The sequence below is a fragment of the Rubinisphaera margarita genome, from assembly GCF_022267515.1.
Taxonomy (GTDB): domain Bacteria; phylum Planctomycetota; class Planctomycetia; order Planctomycetales; family Planctomycetaceae; genus Rubinisphaera; species Rubinisphaera margarita.
This window is the reverse complement of record NZ_JAKFGB010000015.1, coordinates 186,742-205,262: the sequence shown is the minus strand read 5'-3', so window position 1 is coordinate 205,262 and position 18,521 is coordinate 186,742. Positions and strand designations below refer to the sequence as shown.

General features: G+C 58.5%; 20 protein-coding genes. 13 read left to right on the top strand and 7 right to left on the bottom strand.

What is annotated here, in order from left to right:
- Positions 1-18: 18 nt before the first annotated feature.
- A complete protein-coding gene (locus tag L1A08_RS17150) occupies positions 19-204 on the top strand; it encodes a DUF1328 domain-containing protein (protein ID WP_238757745.1) in 186 nt (61 codons plus the stop codon).
- Position 205: 1 nt separating this feature from the next.
- Here the strand turns inward: L1A08_RS17150 and L1A08_RS17145 are convergent, their stop codons facing one another.
- Positions 206-757: a dihydrofolate reductase family protein gene (locus tag L1A08_RS17145; RefSeq protein ID WP_238757744.1), complete on the bottom strand. Its 552-nt coding sequence runs from the start codon at positions 755-757 to the stop codon at positions 206-208.
- 88 nt (positions 758-845) lie between these two features.
- Positions 846-2,369 (bottom strand): serine hydrolase domain-containing protein, encoded by a 1,524-nt coding sequence (locus L1A08_RS17140; protein WP_238757743.1) that lies wholly within the window; start codon positions 2,367-2,369, stop codon positions 846-848.
- Between the two features lie 311 nt (positions 2,370-2,680).
- Between L1A08_RS17140 and L1A08_RS17135 the strand changes: the two genes are divergently transcribed.
- From L1A08_RS17135 to L1A08_RS17115, 5 genes are all read left to right on the top strand, one after another.
- On the top strand, positions 2,681-3,349 hold the full coding sequence (locus L1A08_RS17135; protein ID WP_238757742.1) for a hypothetical protein: 669 nt from the start codon (positions 2,681-2,683) through the stop codon (positions 3,347-3,349).
- Between the two features lie 143 nt (positions 3,350-3,492).
- On the top strand, positions 3,493-4,020 hold the full coding sequence (locus L1A08_RS17130; protein WP_238757741.1) for an RNA polymerase sigma factor: 528 nt from the start codon (positions 3,493-3,495) through the stop codon (positions 4,018-4,020).
- Complete coding sequence (locus L1A08_RS17125; protein ID WP_238757740.1) at positions 4,007-5,143, top strand: hypothetical protein; 1,137 nt, start codon at positions 4,007-4,009, stop codon at positions 5,141-5,143. Before L1A08_RS17130 ends, L1A08_RS17125 begins: the two co-directional genes overlap by 14 nt.
- A 113-nt stretch (positions 5,144-5,256) precedes the next feature.
- The gene (locus L1A08_RS17120; protein WP_238757739.1) at positions 5,257-5,991 is read left to right on the top strand and encodes a hypothetical protein; all 735 of its coding nucleotides are present in this window, start codon (positions 5,257-5,259) and stop codon (positions 5,989-5,991) included.
- 19 nt (positions 5,992-6,010) lie between these two features.
- Positions 6,011-6,907 (top strand): DUF1801 domain-containing protein, encoded by an 897-nt coding sequence (locus L1A08_RS17115; RefSeq protein WP_238757738.1) that lies wholly within the window; start codon positions 6,011-6,013, stop codon positions 6,905-6,907.
- 30 nt (positions 6,908-6,937) lie between these two features.
- Here the strand turns inward: L1A08_RS17115 and L1A08_RS17110 are convergent, their stop codons facing one another.
- Together L1A08_RS17110 and L1A08_RS17105 are read right to left on the bottom strand one after the other, a co-directional pair.
- On the bottom strand, positions 6,938-7,402 hold the full coding sequence (locus tag L1A08_RS17110; RefSeq protein ID WP_238757737.1) for a hypothetical protein: 465 nt from the start codon (positions 7,400-7,402) through the stop codon (positions 6,938-6,940).
- A gap of 303 nt (positions 7,403-7,705) precedes the next feature.
- Positions 7,706-8,680, bottom strand: a complete 975-nt coding sequence (locus L1A08_RS17105) for a DUF1559 domain-containing protein (RefSeq protein ID WP_238757736.1) — start codon at positions 8,678-8,680, stop codon at positions 7,706-7,708.
- 497 nt (positions 8,681-9,177) lie between these two features.
- Between L1A08_RS17105 and L1A08_RS17100 the strand changes: the two genes are divergently transcribed.
- Positions 9,178-10,542 (top strand): APC family permease, encoded by a 1,365-nt coding sequence (locus L1A08_RS17100; protein ID WP_238757735.1) that lies wholly within the window; start codon positions 9,178-9,180, stop codon positions 10,540-10,542.
- Between the two features lie 56 nt (positions 10,543-10,598).
- Here L1A08_RS17100 and L1A08_RS17095 read toward each other — a convergent pair whose 3' ends face one another.
- Positions 10,599-10,901, bottom strand: a complete 303-nt coding sequence (locus L1A08_RS17095) for a hypothetical protein (protein ID WP_238757734.1) — start codon at positions 10,899-10,901, stop codon at positions 10,599-10,601.
- A 233-nt stretch (positions 10,902-11,134) separates the two neighbouring features.
- Here L1A08_RS17095 and L1A08_RS17090 point away from each other — a divergent pair, with 233 nt between their 5' ends.
- Entirely contained in the window at positions 11,135-12,097 is a 963-nt protein-coding gene (locus tag L1A08_RS17090) for an AraC family transcriptional regulator (RefSeq protein ID WP_238757733.1), read from the top strand.
- A gap of 32 nt (positions 12,098-12,129) precedes the next feature.
- Here L1A08_RS17090 and L1A08_RS17085 read toward each other — a convergent pair whose 3' ends face one another.
- On the bottom strand, positions 12,130-12,759 hold the full coding sequence (locus L1A08_RS17085) for an endonuclease III domain-containing protein (RefSeq protein WP_238757732.1): 630 nt from the start codon (positions 12,757-12,759) through the stop codon (positions 12,130-12,132).
- 301 nt (positions 12,760-13,060) lie between these two features.
- Between L1A08_RS17085 and L1A08_RS17080 the strand changes: the two genes are divergently transcribed.
- The 5 genes from L1A08_RS17080 to L1A08_RS17060 all read left to right on the top strand — a co-directional run bounded on the left by L1A08_RS17080 (position 13,061) and on the right by L1A08_RS17060 (position 17,880).
- Positions 13,061-14,404 (top strand): right-handed parallel beta-helix repeat-containing protein, encoded by a 1,344-nt coding sequence (locus L1A08_RS17080; protein ID WP_238757731.1) that lies wholly within the window; start codon positions 13,061-13,063, stop codon positions 14,402-14,404.
- A gap of 179 nt (positions 14,405-14,583) precedes the next feature.
- On the top strand, positions 14,584-15,036 hold the full coding sequence (locus tag L1A08_RS17075; RefSeq protein WP_238757730.1) for an SRPBCC family protein: 453 nt from the start codon (positions 14,584-14,586) through the stop codon (positions 15,034-15,036).
- Positions 15,037-15,111: 75 nt separating this feature from the next.
- Entirely contained in the window at positions 15,112-15,591 is a 480-nt protein-coding gene (locus L1A08_RS17070; RefSeq protein WP_238757729.1) for a DUF1579 domain-containing protein, read from the top strand.
- 172 nt (positions 15,592-15,763) lie between these two features.
- On the top strand, positions 15,764-16,270 hold the full coding sequence (locus L1A08_RS17065; RefSeq protein ID WP_238757727.1) for a DUF3592 domain-containing protein: 507 nt from the start codon (positions 15,764-15,766) through the stop codon (positions 16,268-16,270).
- Positions 16,271-16,593: 323 nt separating this feature from the next.
- Positions 16,594-17,880 carry a hypothetical protein gene (locus L1A08_RS17060; protein WP_238757724.1) on the top strand — a complete coding sequence of 429 codons (1,287 nt, stop codon included), beginning with the start codon at positions 16,594-16,596 and terminating at the stop codon, positions 17,878-17,880.
- A 150-nt stretch (positions 17,881-18,030) separates the two neighbouring features.
- On the opposite strand, the gene L1A08_RS17055 is transcribed toward L1A08_RS17060, so the two are convergent.
- On the bottom strand, positions 18,031-18,504 hold the full coding sequence (locus L1A08_RS17055) for a DUF1569 domain-containing protein (RefSeq protein ID WP_390896912.1): 474 nt from the start codon (positions 18,502-18,504) through the stop codon (positions 18,031-18,033).
- Between the last annotated feature and the right edge of the window lie 17 nt (positions 18,505-18,521).

The following is an 18,521-nucleotide window of genomic DNA, read 5'->3' as shown; positions in this document are numbered from 1 at the left end:
CACACAAGGAGCGACATCATGGATTTACTGTTCTGGGCGATCATCGCCCTCGTAGTTTCCGTCATCGCCGGAGCACTCGGCTTCACGAACATCGCAGCCGGGGCGGCAACAATCGCCAAAGTGCTGTTTGCGATCTTCCTCGTCATCGCCTTGATTCTGTTCGCGATGATTCTTCTCGGCGTGGGTGTCGCCACGGCGGTTTAAGTCAATGCGTCCTTCGTGGGACTTCGTAATGGAGTTCCACGAAGACGTTTCCGAACTGTTTCGAGCCGCGCAGTCGCAGCGGAGGCGTTGTGATATTGCGGGGCAGAACCGGACAACCGGCCCCGAGGGTAACCGGCGTAATCTGTACGAAGAGTTCATCGAGCAGACCGGCATCGTGGAATTTGCCCGCCAGTTCACCGCCACCGACGATCCAGATGTTCTTTCCGTTCGCAGCAGCCTGCATGTCACGAAAAATCGGTTCGACATCACCGCGAACAAATCGAACGTCCGCACCAGCGACAGGATCGAGCTCCCGCGTGGAGAAGATCCACGCCGGTTGACTGTACGGCCAGGCCGTTCCCGATTCCTCCAGATGCTTCACCACCCATTCATACGTATGCGATCCCATCGCCAGCGCGCCGACATCGGCAATGAACGATTCGTAATCGGTCTCCGCTCCCTCCCCGAACTGCAGCAGCCAGTCAAGATAATGCTCCTTCGTGGCAATGAATCCATCGAGGCTCGACGCGGTGTAATACTGAACCTTGCTCATCTCTCCTGATCCTCTTTCTTCCTGGAGCATCCGTAGGGGCAGAATCGACCTCAGACAGGCGATGACTCGCCAGTGAGGGGTGGCGGATTCACGGCTCTTTTCTCTGAACAGCCGCCCGAATGGCTTTCCGGTTCTCTTCAGTCATCGGCACCTCTTTGAGCGTTTGCATTTCCTCGGCGTCGGGAGCCTGAACGACCAGGTCAACGGTCTCGCCCGGCTCATGCCCCATTCGGGCCAGCAGTTCGAACAGATCTTCCTCGAACCGCTTTCGCCATTTTTCTTCGTAGCGTTCGCGACTGAAGCGGAGCAGCTGGCCGGTCGGATGACCGTCGATTGAAACCAGCTTGAACCAGTCCCCATCAATCCGAACTTCGGGCTCATCTTCGTTCCAGCGAACTGCGGCGAAGGGGGATCGCTTCGGATAGGCGGCACTCGGCAGATCGCGACGCAGTTCGGCGTCGAGCTCGGGCTTTACCTTTCGGGCGCTCAGGTTGACCAGTTCCCAGGCCGCTGCTTCGGCTCTGGGGATGTCGCCATCGTTGGATGCCACGGCAACGACCATGTTCTTCCCCGGAATGACAACGAGCAGGGCGTACCACATCGTGTTCGAGCCGTTGTGCCAGTAAAGTGTGTGCGGGATCTCCCAGCCGGCCTCTTTCTTCACCCAGCCGCAGGCGTAGTTGTTCAGCTCGGGCCGATGCAGCTCCTGCCAGGTTTCTGGAGCCAGCAGCATGTCGCCACCAAGTTCTCCCTGCAGATGAGCCGAGCCGTACGTGCAAAGCTCCTTCAAAGTCATGCGAACCGTGCCGGCGGGGCCGATGATCGGCGTGTTGTCCGCCGAGTCGTCCATCGCGGTTTTCCAGAAGAAGGCCTTCACATGACCGACCGGCTGCTCGACGTCTTCGGTGGAACTCTTTGGAGGCCCGAACCCCGCCTGGGTCAACTCCAGTGGTTCAAAGACTTCCCGCCGCACGAGATCTTCCCAGCCTTCTCCGGTCGCCTGTTCGGCAATGGCCCCGGCGATGGTGTAACCAACGTTGGAATAGACGAACGTCTCACCGGGATCAGTCGCGGGCTTCTTCGCGAGCACAGCCAGCACCGCCTTCTTCCGCTCAGCCGTGCATTCGACCTCCAGAGAGGGATGCAGCATCCGCACGCCGATTGAAAAGTTCGCCCTCGCGCCCGAGGTATGCGTCAGCAGCTGGCGGAGCGTGACGTCTCGCCAGTCTTCATGGATCGCGGCTTCCGGGAAGTGCTCGGCAACCGTATCCGTCCACTCCAGTTGTCCCTTTTCGATGAGTCTCGCGATCATCGTCGCGGTAATCGATTTGGTGATCGAGCCCAAATGCCATTCATCGCCGACTTCAACCGCGACTCCACTCCCGGTCTTCCGCTCGCCATCGGCTGCCGATTCGGTGACCGAGCCATCGACCATTACCATGCCGGCCAGTCCGACGAGTTTCTGCTCCTGACGAAGTTGCTCCGCTAACCCTGCGAACGTCTCGGCCCGGACCTCACGTTCTGTAGAGTCTTCCGCCCACGCCACATAAAAACTGCCACCAGCCGCCAGAAGCAGCACGACTCCCAACGTGTTGAAGAAGAGGAAATGCACAGCGTTTCGCCTTCGAGAAAAGGGGGAGCGAGAGGCAGCGTTCGACATGTCACTCTCCGGGGTGTTTCCGCGTAATGCGTCAACGTGGTTCAACGAATTCGTAGCTGCTCGGATTCAAATATTACGGCATCCATTCAGTTTCTCAGAAAGAAATCTCAATCAGCAGACGCGGAATCCACCTGAAAGGTCGGCATCAGCATTGCCTCGAGAAGGTCTGCTTTTTCCCGGCAAATTCACAGAGCGTCGTTGCAAATCTCGTTCGCCTGCCCCACAATAACCGATCAAACACCCTTTATGCGGAGAAGCCCCCGATGACGAGCGCGACGACTGAGGCGACGACCGTTGGAACCCTGGTTTCCTGGCAAAATGGGATCGGCGACGACAAGAAATATCATATCGCCTATGTCTCGCCGGTGGGGGTCACGCTCGTTCGTAAGATGAAAGATCACTCGCAGTGGGAGAATCTGGTCGCCGCGGCTGAAAGCTCGCCCGGAGACGCTGCAGTCCTTTTGCGGGAGTCGCCCCAGGCGACGCATTATGCTCCGGGAGACATCTCGAAAGCGACCTACTCGAAAGATCTGTGGCAGCTGTCGCTGTTCGATCGCGACGGGAAGAAGATCAAGGTTCCGGAAGGCAAGGAACAGGAGCAGATCTTCGCCGCGATGAAAACGCATCTCGGCGGCGTGGAAAGTGAAGAAGAAGCCGACGCCTGGTCGGTGATTCAGGGGCCGCTGTTTATCGTCTCGGTGATCGCGGTCATCGGCGGATTCTTCATCTGGTTCACCGCCATCTGCGAACCGAACTACGAAGCGAGCGGACGCCGCTCGGGCATGAAGCAGCTGATGAACACAATCGGCTATCAGATCGGCCCGGTCTGGATGTCGATCATCGTCGGCACCCTGGCCGCGATCACGCTGGGCGGCATGACCTATCAACTCATCAAACGCCCGATCCGACAGGTGCTCCAGTATCCGGCGTGAGCGGAGGTCCTCATCGCTCGCCTTCTGGTTCCATAGTTCCGTCTTGTCGCGCAGCTCGATTCACATACTCACAACAATTCTGCCAAATCCTGTAAGGTTCTTCCTGCCCGCGTGACCAATCCTGCAGGAAGCGAGGATTTGCATTGGCTGAATCGGATCACAACGCGCAGTTTCTGTCATGGCTGGACGAGCATAGTTCGGCAGTCATGAAGGTCGCGCGGGCTTACACCCTCACCAGTGAGGACAGTCAGGATCTTGCTCAGGAAATCCTGCTTCAGGCGTGGCGGTCGCTGCCGAATTTTGAGGGGCGGGCCAACGTCGCGACCTGGTTCTATCGCGTGGCTCTGCATACGGCGATGAACTGGAAACGGAACGATCGGCCTCGACGGACTTCGCAACAGCCGTTGCTGGAAATTCATGCCGTGGCGACGCCCGACTCCGATAGCGTCGAGCAGGCTCAGCACCGAGAAATCGTGGAGCGACTGTATCAGGCAATCCGCCAGTTGCCGAAAGCGGAGGCGGCTCTGATTCTGCTTTATCTCGATGAACTGAGCTATCGCGAGATGGCGGAAGTCCTCGGAATTTCCGAGAACCACGTCGGCGTGAAATTGCATCGGGCCCGAAGATCGTTGAGCGAATTAATGACGGGAGGCTCCCATGAATTCCGATGACTACCAGAAAGCCTGGCAATCGACCGCCGCTCAACCGCAGATGACAGTCGACTTCGGAGCGCTGCTAAAGTTCCTGCAACAGAATCAGCGAAGCATGCAGGCGGAGATGCTCTTTGATGAAACCAGTACGGTCGGCACCCTGCTGCTGCTCGTCCCTATCTGGGTTTATCTCGGCTTGACCACGGGGTCTCCCTGGACCTGGTATCTGATGGTGCCCGCGATGATGGGGAGCATCGGATTCCTGTTGTTCGCTCGCCGCGTGCAAAACGAATCGCACCCTGAGCCCGGCGATTCACTCGTCCAATGCACGCGGGAATCGTTGAACATGATCGACCATCAGATCTGGCTGCAGCGGAATCAACTCTGGTGGTATGAGTTGCCGATGGCGATCCCGATCTTCATCGCGATGGTGCATATCGCGTACCTGAAGACTGGCAACTGGGGGGAAGCCCTTTTCGATGTGAACGCCGCCGTTCTCGTTTTGTTCGTGGCAATCTTCGTGATGCTGCACTTCATCACACAACGGGTCCTGCAAACACACTACGAGCCGAAACGACGCGAACTCGACGAGTTGCTGGCAACGCTGACCGAAGAACCATCGGGCGAGGATTCGACCGACAAGAATCTGGAAGACCTCCCGATTCTATCCAGGCCCGCCTGTGTTCCACCGCGCTGGGCCGTGTTCGTATACTGGGCCATCATGGTCGCGGTCTGCCTCGGCATCGTGTATGCCACGGATGTCGCGAGCCGCCGGGCAGCGGAACCGATTCGCGAGGGAGAGTTCGCGAAGCTGTCTCCGTTTTCAGCCGTCCGCTGGAACGAGAATCGGCCGGAAGTCGAGATCAACGAGCAGTGGTATCGGCTCATCGCGTTGAACGATATTCCGGTCGAAGAGATTCTGGCCTTCAGCCGCACGACGTACGAGAGCCGCTGGCAGATGCGGTTTGAAGAAGATCTGGTCGAACTCCTTTCCCGCATGGGACGCCCACCTGCGAAGACGGTTTCTCTGACCGTGCAGTCCTTCCCTTCCGGCGAAGTGCAGACGATGAAGAAAGTGCCCATGACTCACGCGAATCGCACTGCGATCAAAACGGCTGCAGAACAACGAAAACAGGAGAACTGAGACTCGCCGAGCCGTGGCTCAAACTCATTTTGACACCCTGTCCGCAGGCGCAGTACACTCGTCTCCTTCAGACGAGAGACACCCTGAACTCACACACGCCCGGCGGATAGACGATGAACAGCACTGATCATACTCCCGAAATCACCCTGCGTATTCCGGGAGACTGGGAACATCCCGGCGAGCTTCTGGAACGCCTCCCCTCCGGTTATCGAATGACGCCGGCCGAACTGGTTCTGCCTGATGGCACGCAGATCGCATTCTCGCCGCTCTTTCCGGACGAGCAGTTCCCGGGCATCTTCGCGTCGTCCTGTCGTCGTCCGTTGTCCGACACCACGAAACAACGACTTGCCCGTTATACGGTGAACGTCGGCCTGACGGGGCCCGGCGGTTCCATGGATGCTGCGCGGGCAATGATGCGAGCCGCCAGTGTGATCGTGGACGCGGGCGGACTCGGCGTCTTTATCGACAACTGTGCGCTGGCACACTCTGGCGAGGACTGGTTGCAGATGACGGAAGATGGCGGCCCGGATGCGGTCAGCTTTGCCTTCACCTCGATCATTCAGGGCGAAGGAAAGTTCTACACCATGGGTATGCAGGTGATGGGATTCCCCAATTTGACGATGCGGTCCTCCGGGGACCGCGAAGACGCGGATGCTCTGGTCGAAATCATCCGGGGCATCTGCAGTGGAGCTTCGGTCGATGTCGGCCACGTCTTCGCCGAGCCGGGCGGACAGCAGTTCGTGATCGCGGAGAAGATCGACGATGAACTCGACCCGCAAAGTCCGATGCACAACCCCTTTGGATGCTACAGGCTCATCAACGTCGACCGGGTCGCCGAGAACAATTGAAAGACGCTTCAGGACGCCGATGAAAAAGTCAGCCAGGACCGCGACAACGAAATCGGAAGCGTCGATCAGTGCGTCGACGCCAGCGGAATTGATCGATCAACGAATTGCCGAACTCGGCGACTGGCGGGGTGAGACCCTGGCCCGCATTCGCGACGTCGTCCGACAAACAAACCCCGACATCGTCGAGGAATGGAAGTGGCGCGGCATGCCGACGTGGTCGTACAACGGCATCCTCTGCACCGGCGAGACCTACAGGCAGGCGGTGAAAATGACGTTCGCCCACGGGGCCTCCCTGAAGGATCCGACCGGCCTGTTCAATGCGAGCCTGGAGGGGAAGACACGCCGCGCGATCGATTTTCATGAAGGCGATAAGGTTAACGCTCGCGCCTTGAAAGCTCTGATCCGCGAAGCGATCGCGTTCAACACCTCGAAGGCTGTCGGAAAGGCGAAGAACTCAGCGACCACATCGCGGAAGAAGACCGATTCCACGAGTGATCAGACAACAGCGGAACCAGTGGTCCTGCTCTCCGGCGGCAATCCCCAAATCGCCAAAGCCGACGGCGATGCTCCGGTGCAAGCCTACATCGCTGCCATGCCCGGCTGGAAAAGCGACCTGGGACGGCGACTCGACGAACTCATCGTCCAGGCCGTCCCGAATGTCACCAAGGCGGTGCGCTGGAACTCCCCCTTCTACGGCATCGAAGGGGAGGGCTGGTTCCTGTCGTTCCACTGTCTGACGAAGTACGTCAAAGTCACCTTCTTCGCCGGCACGTCGCTGGAGCCGCTTCCACCTGGGGGTACTGAACGCAGTCAGGAGTCCCGTTGGATCGACATCTATGAAAACAAGCCGTTCGACGAGGGCCAGTTCATTCACTGGGTCCAACAGGCCGCGATTCTGCCCGGCTGGACTCCGTAGTCTGTCGAGCGACGGTCATTGCCTATCGTTCTAGAACCGCTTACTGACTCTCTTCGTCTCCTTCTCCAAGTCAAAGTCGAACGTATTTTCGCCTGGCTTGACGTCGGCCGTCAGTTCCGTCTCGTCGTTGTAACGAGCGGGGATTCCATCCGCGTTGATGGTGTGCTGCGACTGATCGACGTCATCCCCTTCGAGTTCCATTTCATCTCCGCCTTCGGCGTTGGCGGCGATCGAAACCCGGGCCGGGCCGATCTTGCAGCCCTTCGTATCGCGAATGTAGGTCAACTCATAGACGCCCCGCATATCGGTGACGCCCGAAGCGGGACGACCGGCTTCCGGCATGAATGTGACGACGGCTCCCGGCAGCGGCGTCCCTTCAAAACGAACAGTCCCGCTGACCAGTCCCAGTTCCGGCTGATCGCCAGATCCGCCACAGCCACACAGGACCAGGGCGGCGAACACAATAACGCTCTTCAGTGCTGCGATGTTTCGCATGATCTCAACTCACCTGTCATGGATCTCAAGACGCGCCGGATGGAGTGCGAATCTCCCATCAGATGCGCGAGGGTTAGGAAATAAGCAAAGCGGTCAGAAACAGGGCCCGAGCCGTCGGTGGGCCCGGGCATGTTTCGGCTTCTGACTGAGGGACGATTCATTCCGTTCCGTCCCCTATCGCGGCGTCTCAGGCACAACTTCGCTGAAACGCGGGCTTACAGACAGCAATCCGCTCTTAGAGCATTTTCATGCTTCGCCTGCAGTCGCATGGGCGGCAATCTCCCGGCCATGCTGAATTTGCTCTTAGAATTCGCCGGGAACTTCGCCGTTGTCTCGCGTGCTGATCGCCTGATAGGTCGACATTGCGATGTTCTCAGACAGGAACCGGACGCTTCCGTCGCCGAGCACGAACTGAGCTCCGCCGACGTGATAGCTCCCGGCGGCTTCTTCGGTGTAGGCATTGATCGGATCGTTGCTCTCCGCCGCGATGAGATACTCCGTCATCTCGGTTGGCGGGTTGCTGTCGGCTCCGTTGGAGAAGCAGTGCTTGCGGTCGCTGCCGCCGCCACCCAGTCGATCGGCGTCTCCACCCGAGTCGATCACTTCGCTAACGAAGATCGTATTGCTCAGCCCATCGGTCACATCCCGGAACGCAATGTGGCTGCTGACGAAGAAGATGCCGTCGGCATTCATACAGCCGCCTCTGGCCCGCATCCCGGCAACATCGGTCACCGAACCGCCGTAGCAGTTGTCGCCGCTGTAGCCGATCAGGGTTCCCATGTTTCCGTTGTAGTTCGATGTCGAGTACTCGTTTTTCTGGACGCCAAGCCGAACATCCGGCTGCGAGGGACACCAGAACGTCGAGATGGTGGTCTGACCGGCGAGCTGCTGCTTGGTGTCGTTCACCCCGCCCGATTCCGATCCCATGCCGCTGTCGCCCGGTCCCTGAATCGCATCGTAGAGGGCGGCCTGTTCGATGTAGGGCAAGATGCTGGCATGCCAGGTCCAGCCGTGGCCGTTGTAGGTCGTGCCCGACGAGTTCAGCAGCACGATGCTTCCGGGAGGAAGACTGCTGTGAGCGTCGTGATAGTTATGCAGCGCCAGTCCGATCTGCTTCAGATTGTTCTTACAGCTGCTGCGGCGAGCCGCTTCCCGGGCCTGCTGAACAGCCGGAAGCAGCAAAGCGACCAGAATGGCAATAATCGCGATCACCACTAACAATTCAATAAGTGTGAATGCGTGACGAAGACGGAAACGGGAGGAGAATTGTGTTTTCATCGTACTTACCTGGAACGTGTCCTTTTCAATTTGATCTCTCCGGCCGAGTTCACTGGCCGATGGGATCCCTAACGTCGTGAAATCCTCATTCGGAGCCCGGGCACTTCAGTACCACCGGGAGGCTTGGAAGAATCGCGAGATGACTGAATTACAGATCGTCCCGGGCGAGCTCAAGTGAACTGTCGGCTCAAATCCGCGATCGTTAGCAGACTGATTGTGAATTCATCGAACCTTAACAGAACGAGCCAGATGCCTTCACGGAACGTTCACAGAGGACGACAAAAACCGCGACGGAACCGGAGAATGTTTTCGGTCCCATTTCGGGACCTCAATCTGACCAGACCAACGGCCTCTCACGTGATCAAATGATCGCGATTCTCCCCTGCTTTCCCGGGAAAAGAGGTCTTTCGTTTCATCTCAGGTCGCACAGAATACGGATACCGAAACTACTCGCGTCATCCGTGTCGCCTTGGTCCCCGACAGATTTGGAACCAGAGATGAACGACTCCGATTCAAGATCCAGTCAATACAAGGAAAACAGCCTCTCGCTCACCGGTTCGGTCGCCATGGGAACCGGGGTGATGATCGGAGCGGGGATCTTCGCGCTCACCGGACAGGTCGCCGAACAGACCGGCGGACTCTTCCCTCTGGCCTTCCTCAGTGCGGCTCTCGTCGCCGCGTTCAGTGCCTATTCGTACGTCAAGCTGGCGCAGTCGTACCCGTCAGCCGGCGGCATCGCGATGTTCCTGATGAAGGCCTACGGCAAGGGAACCGCGACAGCCGGCTTCGCCCTGCTGATGTACTTCTCGATGGTCATCAACGAAAGCCTGGTCGCACGCACGTTCGGGACCTACACGCTTCAGCTGTTCGGGGGAAAATCCGATCCTTACCTCGTTCCGGCCCTGGGGGTCGGACTGTTGATCTTTGCCTTTATCGTCAACATTCTCGGCAACAAATTCATTGATACGCTTTCGACCGTCGCAGCCGTGATCAAGGTCGGCGGAATCACGATCTTCGCGCTTGCCGCCCTCTGGGCCTCGGGGCTCACGTTCGAGAGTGTCGGCGTGACCGATCGCACTTCAGCCGGAAGTTTCCTGTCGGCGACCGCTCTGGCACTGCTCGCCTACAAGGGGTTCACCACCATCACGAACAGTGGGGCGGAACTCGTCGACCCGAAGAAGAATGTCGGCCGCTCGATCATAATTTCTCTCTCGATCTGCGTGGTCGTCTACATGCTGGTCGGCCTGGCGGTGGCTGGGAATCTGTCGATTTCCGAGATCATCGAAGCCCGCGACTATGCCCTGGCCGAAGCGGCTCGCCCCGCCTTCGGCACGTACGGAACCTGGTTCACGGTCGGTCTGGCCATTGTGGCGACGATCTCCGGTCTCATCGCCAGCACGTTCGCCGTCTCGCGAATGCTGGCCATGCTCAGCGAGATGAATCTGGTTCCCCACAGTCATTTCGGAATGCCCGGAAGCGTTCAGAAACATACGCTGGTCTACACGGTCGTCTTCGCCGTTGTTCTGACCGTCCTGTTCGACCTGTCGCGGATCGCTTCACTGGGAGCCATCTTCTATATCGTGATGGACATCGCGGTCCACTGGGGGATTCTTCGCCATCTGCGAAAAGAAGTCGGTGCGCAAACATGGGTCCTCGTCACGGCGATCGTTCTCGATGTCGCGATTCTGGCGGCGTTCATCGGAATCAAAGCGACGTCCGATACTCTCGTCCTTTGGGTCGCCGGCGGCGGGATGCTGGTCATTTTCGTCGGAGAACGCTGGTTTCTCAGATGGAAAGATGACGACGAGCAGGACGAATCGAGCGACGACCCTCAAGACAAGTCCGCCGATCAGGAGGGGTGACGGGGGCGCTCCGGTTGAGCAGGCCGTCCCTAAGAAACCCGGTCGTCCACTCCAGTTCAGTCCCAGAAGACGATCACGTCGCCCGGTCCTGTCATCGTTCCGCCACACCGCGGACAGGGTTCTCCGGAAGCCCAGGCGATCGAGGCGATCTCGCGACAATCGGGGCACCGGTTGTACTCGTCCCGATGGTGAGCCTGTTCCTGAACATGGTCATGCAGACCGGTGCAGACATCCACCAACGTTTCACAGTTGGAACAGTAACGCGTTTGTGTTCGCGTCATCTTTCCGACGTCGTCTCCCCCGCTCACCGCGGCGGCGAGTCCACAGGTTTGACATTCAAACTGGCTTGAAATCCCCATGGAACTCCTCACGTAAAGCACGGACTGATTGCCTGCTAACCACCACATCCCAGGACGATTACCGATGGCCATAGTACAACCTGCCTGCGAGTAGTGCGACAAGACCTCTGCTGTCATCGCCGTTTCCAGGGCACGTCACGTAGATTCAGGGGTGATCCACTGACACGTTCGGTATACAATCGGAACACCTATCCATTCTGACATTCCGTTCTCCGTTTCCAGTTAAGCATTTGATGGAAAACCAGTCCCGAGGATTCTCCCTCGAAACATTTGAACCTCAGCTGCTCTTTGAAGCCGTCACCGGAACCGGCTTCGAACATCGCCTGCTTCGTGGGGGCGAGTTCCATGGAAAGATTGCTCATCTGCAGCTCCCCCATTGCCGGATCGACCAGGGCAATTACAACCTCCCCTGCTTCGCTCGGGGTGCTTTTCCCGAGGGCTGGATTGTCATTGGCTTCACCTCGTGCAGAGATCAGCCTTCGTGGGGAAACGGTTCCGAGATTCGATTCCATCAAGTTCAACTTTGCTCGGAAGGGCTCGCCTTCGACTACAGGTCGTCGCCCAATTCCCCCTGGCATGCCATACAGGTCCGTCGCGACTGGTTGCAGGAGCAGGCCGTTGCGATCAGCGGTCGCGAGGTGACGATTCCGTCCCAGGGCTTTGCGAATCTGACAATCCCTCCGGCGTTCAGTGAACTGCTTCGAGACGAAATCGACCTCTTGCTGTCGGCTGATGAATACGAACCGGAGTTTCCGACCAGCCCGTTCGCAGCCGAAGCGGAAGCCCGGCTGATCCGCACCGTGATCAATGCCATTCAGGGGGTGTCGCTCGTCGAGGCAATGCGAAACGAGACTTTATTGGAGAAGCACGCGATCGTCGCTCGCATCGAGAGTTTCCTTGCGGAACAAATCACCGACGCGACCCCGGTTCAGGAGCTGCTTCAGGAAACCGGCCTCTCCGAAACCAGCCTTCAGCGCTTCTGCCGAGAGGTCTATGGTCTCCCTCCCGTGCAGCTGTTTGGAGTCACGCGGATGAGCATCATTCGCCAGGAGCTGCTCGCTCAGAAACCGAGCAAGACTTCGGTTCGCAAACTGCTCGAGAAATGGGGCATCAACCATTCGCGTCGCTTCGCCTCGCAGTACCGCGAGTTCTTCGGTGAAACGCCGCGAGAAACACTGACGCGCGTTCGGGACTGAATTCCAGACGGCACGCGGTGGTGAAGGATCCGTTATCCTTCGCGGACCTCAAGCTGATAATACCTGCACATGCGACTGATCGGACATGCCCCGCATTTCGGAGCACGCGCGTGGCAGATCCGCTTTCCGAACTGAATCAGCCAGAAGTGCCCTTCATGCATCGCCCACTCGGGAGCCTGCGACTCCAGACTTCGAGCGGTCGCATCAGCCGTCTTGCCAACCGCCAGTCCCGTGCGATTGCAGACGCGATGCACGTGCGTGTCGACGGCGATGGTGTCGATGCCGAACGTGAACTGCAGCACGATATCGGCACACTTGCGACCTATCCCCGGCAGACTCATCAGCTCCTCGCGCGTCTGCGGCACGACACCATCAAACTGTTCGAGCAACGCCTCGCAGAAGCGATGGATGCTCTTCGCCTTGCTGTTGTACAAGCCGCACGGCTTGATGGCCGCTGCGATTTCTGCCTGCGGCAGCCGCAGCATCCCCCGGGGTGTTCTGGCCAGCTTGAATAACGCCTGAGAAGCGAGCCGCGTATTGGCATCGCGTGATTGAGCAGACAGCATGCAGGAGATGCACGACCGAAACGGATCGGGCTGATCCTTCGGCCCTTTGGCATCCTTCGTCCGCCCCGGCATGTGTTCGCGAAGAGTCTGAAACATCTCTTCAACCTCGCCTGCGCTGAGCAGCCCAGTCGCTGAGTTCTTCCCGTTACATCGAGCCACGTCATCCCTTCCACACGGCTCGGTCTGGCCGCGATCTGCTGCTCATCATTTCTGCATTTCCAGTCGTCGCTCTATGTTAGGCCGCCAGAGCGTTCCGAACAGTTGCCGATTTCGTTCGTGCGTTCCTCACAGTCCGCGAGAAGAAAACCGTTTGACCCGACGGCCGAGAAATTGACAATGAATGGCCGCGATTCTTGTGCGGGAACGCCTCGCTCACCCCTGACTGCTGGAGGTCACGTTGCAAGCGCTCAAACTGATTCTCTCCTGGACGTTGCTGGTCGCAGTGACAGAGACCGTACGCGCGGAGGAAGTCGAGATCTCGAGCCTTCGGGAACTGGCCGAGTTCGCGTCCCGGAGCGACAACGTCGTGCGAATGAAGCCGGGCGTCTACCGATACACCGATTACATGTCGCGAGACGCGCTGGCATCGCGTCGCAAAGCCGGCGACTTCACCTTTATGCAGTTCAGCGGCGACAACAATCGCTTTGAACTGACCGACGTGACGATCGAAGTCGATGTCTCGATCCGGGGCATCGGGCGGCCGCCGGTTCATACCAACGAGTTCATCTTCTCCGGGGATGGCAACACGATTACCGGGCTGACGATCACCAATGTGGAACACGGCCTCTCCCAGGGGGGCGCGGTCATCTCCTGCACGGGTGACGGAAACTCTTTTGAAAAGGTGACGCTGCATGTGCAGGGCTCCCGCCCGTACGGATACGGCGATTTGTTCGGCAAGGGAGGCTACAAACAAAGTGCCTTTCAGGTGACCGGCGACGACACTCGCATCATCGACTGCGAGCTCTACATGAAGGCCTTCGGTCACGGCTTCTTCATCCAGAAAGGGGCGGCGAACACGCTTCTGGAAGGGTGTTATGTCGAAGGCGTGCTGCGTTCGACCGACGAAATGCTGGCCGAGACCGAAGGCATTGCCGTCAAACGAAAGTTCCGCACGGTGATCAAGAACCGGGACGGTGAGTATCGCATTCTGCCCGGCTACATGAAGTCGCTCGCCGAGGATGGCTTTCGAACCTACGACGAGATTCCGGGGCTCGTCATTCGCAACTGCACCGCAAAGCACATGCGGGGCGGCTTTGAGATCCGGTCGAAGGCGGCTGCGGTGCTCGAAAACTGCACGGCTGTGGAATGCGAACGGGGCTTCTGGTTCGGCTATGGCACCGTCGTGAAGAACTGCCGGGGTGATGCCAAATACGGGCCCCTGCTGTTTGTCGAAGGAAACGACGCCAGAGCAGAGGTCACCCTGCTTGGAGACGATTCGCAGATGACCGTCCACGCCGTGGCGACCGTACGGGGAACCGGACACCGCATTCATCTTCGCTCCGACGAAGCAAAGCAGCGTGAGATCCCGATTCCAGTCATGCTCGGCTACAGCGTCCCTCCCGCCGGAGAAGGGATGGCCGACTATGCCGAACGCGACACCAGCGACGTCTTCTTTCACAACGAGACCCGCATGCCCGTCGTGCTCGGACAGGTAACCAGTCAGTGCAACGTGCGGACTCGCGGCCCTCTCATTGAAGATCAGGGCTTGGACAACACGGTTCAGAGACTTCCCGACGAGTAAGCTTCACCCAGCAGCCGGCGGCGAATTTCCGTGACACGTCCGGCTCCGCCGGGTAGCATCAGAGCAACGCCCGTTGACCGACTTCTGGTCAGCCGTCGCGTCGACGACGTTCCGTGTTCCGCGGATCGCTCTTCCGGCACACTCGCCGTCAGGCACCTTTTTTCATCCTGTGAGGTCCCATGCACAGCCAAGCTTCGGTTGAGATCGACCGGCCGATCGACGAAGTCTTTACCTACACCAACGAACATGTCGCCGAGTGGAGCCTCACCGTGGTTGAAAATGAGGTGATTGAAGATAACAACGGAGTCGGGACCGAATTCCGCTGCGTCACCGAAGACCGGGGGCACCGTATGGTCTTCCACGGAATCATCACCGCCTGGGAACCTCCGAATCGATCCGCCATCAGCCTGACCGGAAAGAGCTTCGATATCGCAGCCGAGTATCGCTTCGAAGACCTGGACGGCCGCACGCGAGTCACTCAGGAATCCTGGGTCCGTGGCAAGGGCTTCGCCAAAGTGATGTTCCTCCTCTTCGGCTGGCTCATGAACAGGCAGGGCTGCGATGCGGTCCAGAAGGAACTCGAAAGCCTGAAGCAGAAGCTCGAAGCCGGCGCCGGTGAGATTGCGGTCTGAAGGTCGCCGAGCGAGTCTTCTGATGCTCCGGACTGAGGACACGAGACCTCCCAGAAAGATCGTCCGAGGTGCTTTATGAATCACACGCTGCTGTTCGAAAAGCTTCCTGGCGACTGGCGGGGAACGTGTCGCACGTGGTTCGAGCCTGGTCAACTGGCGGACGAATCGGAACTGACCGGCTCCTTCACACCGCTCCTCGCAGGTCGCTTTCTCCGCCATGCCTATCATGGAACTCTTCAGGGCAAGCCACGAACCGGCGAGGAAACCATCGGCTTCAATGCCGTCACGAAGGCGTACGAAGCCTCGTGGATTGATGACTTCCACATGAACTACGCAATCATGTTCTCACAGGGTCCACCGATGGAACGTGGCTTTGCCGTTCTCGGAGCCTACGACGTCGGCGAGAACCAGCCTCGCTGGAAATGGCGAACCGTGTACGAACTGACGGCCGAAGATCAGCTCCTCATTACCGCTTACAATGTCAGCCCGGAAGGCATGGAGGCCAGGGCCGTCGAGACGCATTATCGACGCGTGGCGACGAGGAGTTCGCATTGAACGGGATCATCGGAATGGTGGTGAACTCCAAAGGCACCAGAACCGTGCAGTCCACTCGGGAGGACTCCTGGACGTTCCGATTGGGACGTATGAGATGCACGCCAACGCCTACGGGGACAGCCTGTGCTGAGAACGGTCGAAGTGACCTGCTCTCACAGAAGGAACCCACGTTATGACGGAGAGGAAAAAGCCGCTGGTCGGTGTCCTGATCTTTGCAGGTGTGTTTCTCTACCTGGGGTGGGAGGTCGTTCGGCAAGAGACGGGGGCCCTCCATGGAGGCAGTGCAAGTACAACCTGGCCTACCACGGAAGGCCGGGTGATTTCGTCGACGGTTCAGACCAAACACGGCACCGGAGGAGATCCGTCGCGATACTTTCCCGTCGTCGAGTATGAGTACACGGTCAACGGCGAGTCGCTTCGTGGTGACCGGATCAGCTATGACACGCAGCTCATGGCTCAGTCCTCAGCGGCAGCGATCGCAAAACGCTACGCCGCGGGACGCGAAGTGACGGTCTTTTACGACCCGGACGCTCCAGCCGACAGCGTCATCGATCCGGGGGCCTCTCGGACCAGCTGGCTGGGAATCGCAGTGGGCGTCGTCTTCGTCGTGGTGGCCGGAGCCATGCTCATTGCCCGACTACTCCCGCAGGCTCCCACAGAAGGCGGCACACGAACGTGATCCTTCGCGATGCAACCCTGTCGGACGCCGCGGCAATCTCTGACCTTGCGTCGTCGGAAATGCAAACCACCGGGGTGCCATGCCCACGCTTGCCGTGGGCATGCTTTTCATCGACGATCGACTCAACGAACCACTTTCAAAAGTAACCACAGCACTGGCGACACGCCAGTGGCACCCGGCGGTGGATTTCGTGAGTAAGTCGGCCACACGTTCTTTCCCGTGATCGCCAGGAATGGTTTGGGCAGTGTTCGTTACATCTGGTATCGTGCAGGGAGCGTCTCGGCTATCCCCCAAACCCACGTGCTGGAACGGAGACCTTTGTCATGAGTCGGTCGATCATCAGCTGTTTGATTCTCGTGGCACTCTCGCTCCCGCCATCAGCGGCATCGCCTTGTTCGGCTGGAGAGACGCCATTGCAGGAGTATCTCAACACCGGGCGGTTGGAAGAGGGCATCTCCGACTTCGAGAGGAGATCCCAAGCCGCTAAAGATGATGCCGAATTGCAGTTTGGACTGGGGGTCATGCAGTTTCTGCAGGCCGTCGAAGGGCTGGCACAGGACCAGTATCGGTACGGCGTGCTCAATCGCGCCCGCAATATTCCTTTCATGCGAATTCCAGTTCCGCCGAATCCCCATCCGGAACAGATCAGCTATCCCAAAGCGAGAGCCATCTTTCAGAACTTTGTGAGTGGTCTTGAGGTTGCCGAAGCGACCCTGTCCCAGGTCGATGTCGACCACGTCAAGTTGCCAGTCGATATCGGGGAAACCCGCCTCGACTTGAACGCGGATGGCAAGGTGGGCGAATCGGAAGCGTTCTGGAAGATCTATGCGACGTTCAACCGCAATGTGAATGAAAACACGAGCAAGAACTTCGTCATCGCGTTTGATGGGGGGGATGTGTTGTGGCTACGAGGATATTGCCACCTGCTGATGGCGATGGGCGAGTTTGTACTGGCCCACGACTGGAACGATCTTTTTCAGCGGACGGCCCATCTGTTTTATCCTGACGTGCAATCGGACTTCCCTCAACTGCAGCAGGAAGGAGTCGGGATGTTCATGGGATTTCGTGCTGAAAACATCGCCGATCTCATCGCCTTCATCCATTTGATCAACTTCGAAGTCGCCGATCGGGAGAAGATGCGATCCAGTATCGAGCATCTGATCGCCATGACTGAATTGAGCCCGCAGTCCTGGGCACTGATCACGGCAGAGACGGACAATGATCGGGAATGGTTACCAAATTCGGAACAGACGGGGGTCATTCCCAACGTTGCGATCACCGACGAAATGATCTCCGGCTGGATTGAAGTGATGAAGGAACTGCAGGCCGTATTCCAGGGCGAAAGGTTGCTGCCGTACTGGCGGGGAAATCCGCGCGTCACAACACCTGTAGGGCCCAATGTTAACAAATCCTACGGGATCAACCTGAACCGCGTTTTCACTGAGCCGAGACGGTTTGATTTGATCCTCTGGATTCAGGGAACCGCCGCGACCCCCTATCTGGAATCGTACCAGGAAGTACAAAAGCGGCCGGTGGACGCCGAAGTCTTTTCGCGAATGAGACGTCTTTTTCGCGGAGAGTTCATCGGCTTCGCCATCTGGTTCAATTGACCCGGGCCCGGCCCGCGTTGGGCATGTTGTTCGGTTGTCTCTGCCATGAAGAGTTCTTCGCGAAAGCACGAGCGCACTGGCGGGACGCCAGTGGCACCCGGTCGGACTGCCGTGGGCATGCGTTCTCGGATGACGTTCTGCAGTGCAAAATCAGCTCTCCTTCTGAAGTTGGGAGACGCACAGGAACCTCAGGTGATGAGCCGCGTGGGCCGTGTGAATTGCGAGGATCTTTTCACGAGGCATTCGGCCGAACGCCGGATGCGGAGCAAACTCCCCCGAGGAATTGATCAATCGTTCGACGCTGGCCGAGAATCCTTCCACCTCAGCGGCATCGTCCAGGCGGTCTGGCGGCACGAACATCGAAGCGGTCCGAATACCGCGAGGGGAATCTGGCCCCAACACTTTGGGCAACAACCATCGTCGCATCACCGGACGCAGCGGAGCGAACAACGACATCCACCCCGGATAGCCATCGAGACTCGGATCCTGAACCAGAACCAGATGCCGACAGATCTGCCCGAGCGACCAGTTCCCCTGACGAGTGTAACCAGACGCCAAAAGCCCGCGAGCATCATCGACGGCTGCCCCGAGAGTTTCGAAGTGCAGGCTGCGGAGTTCATTCATGGAGGACTGCCGGGAAA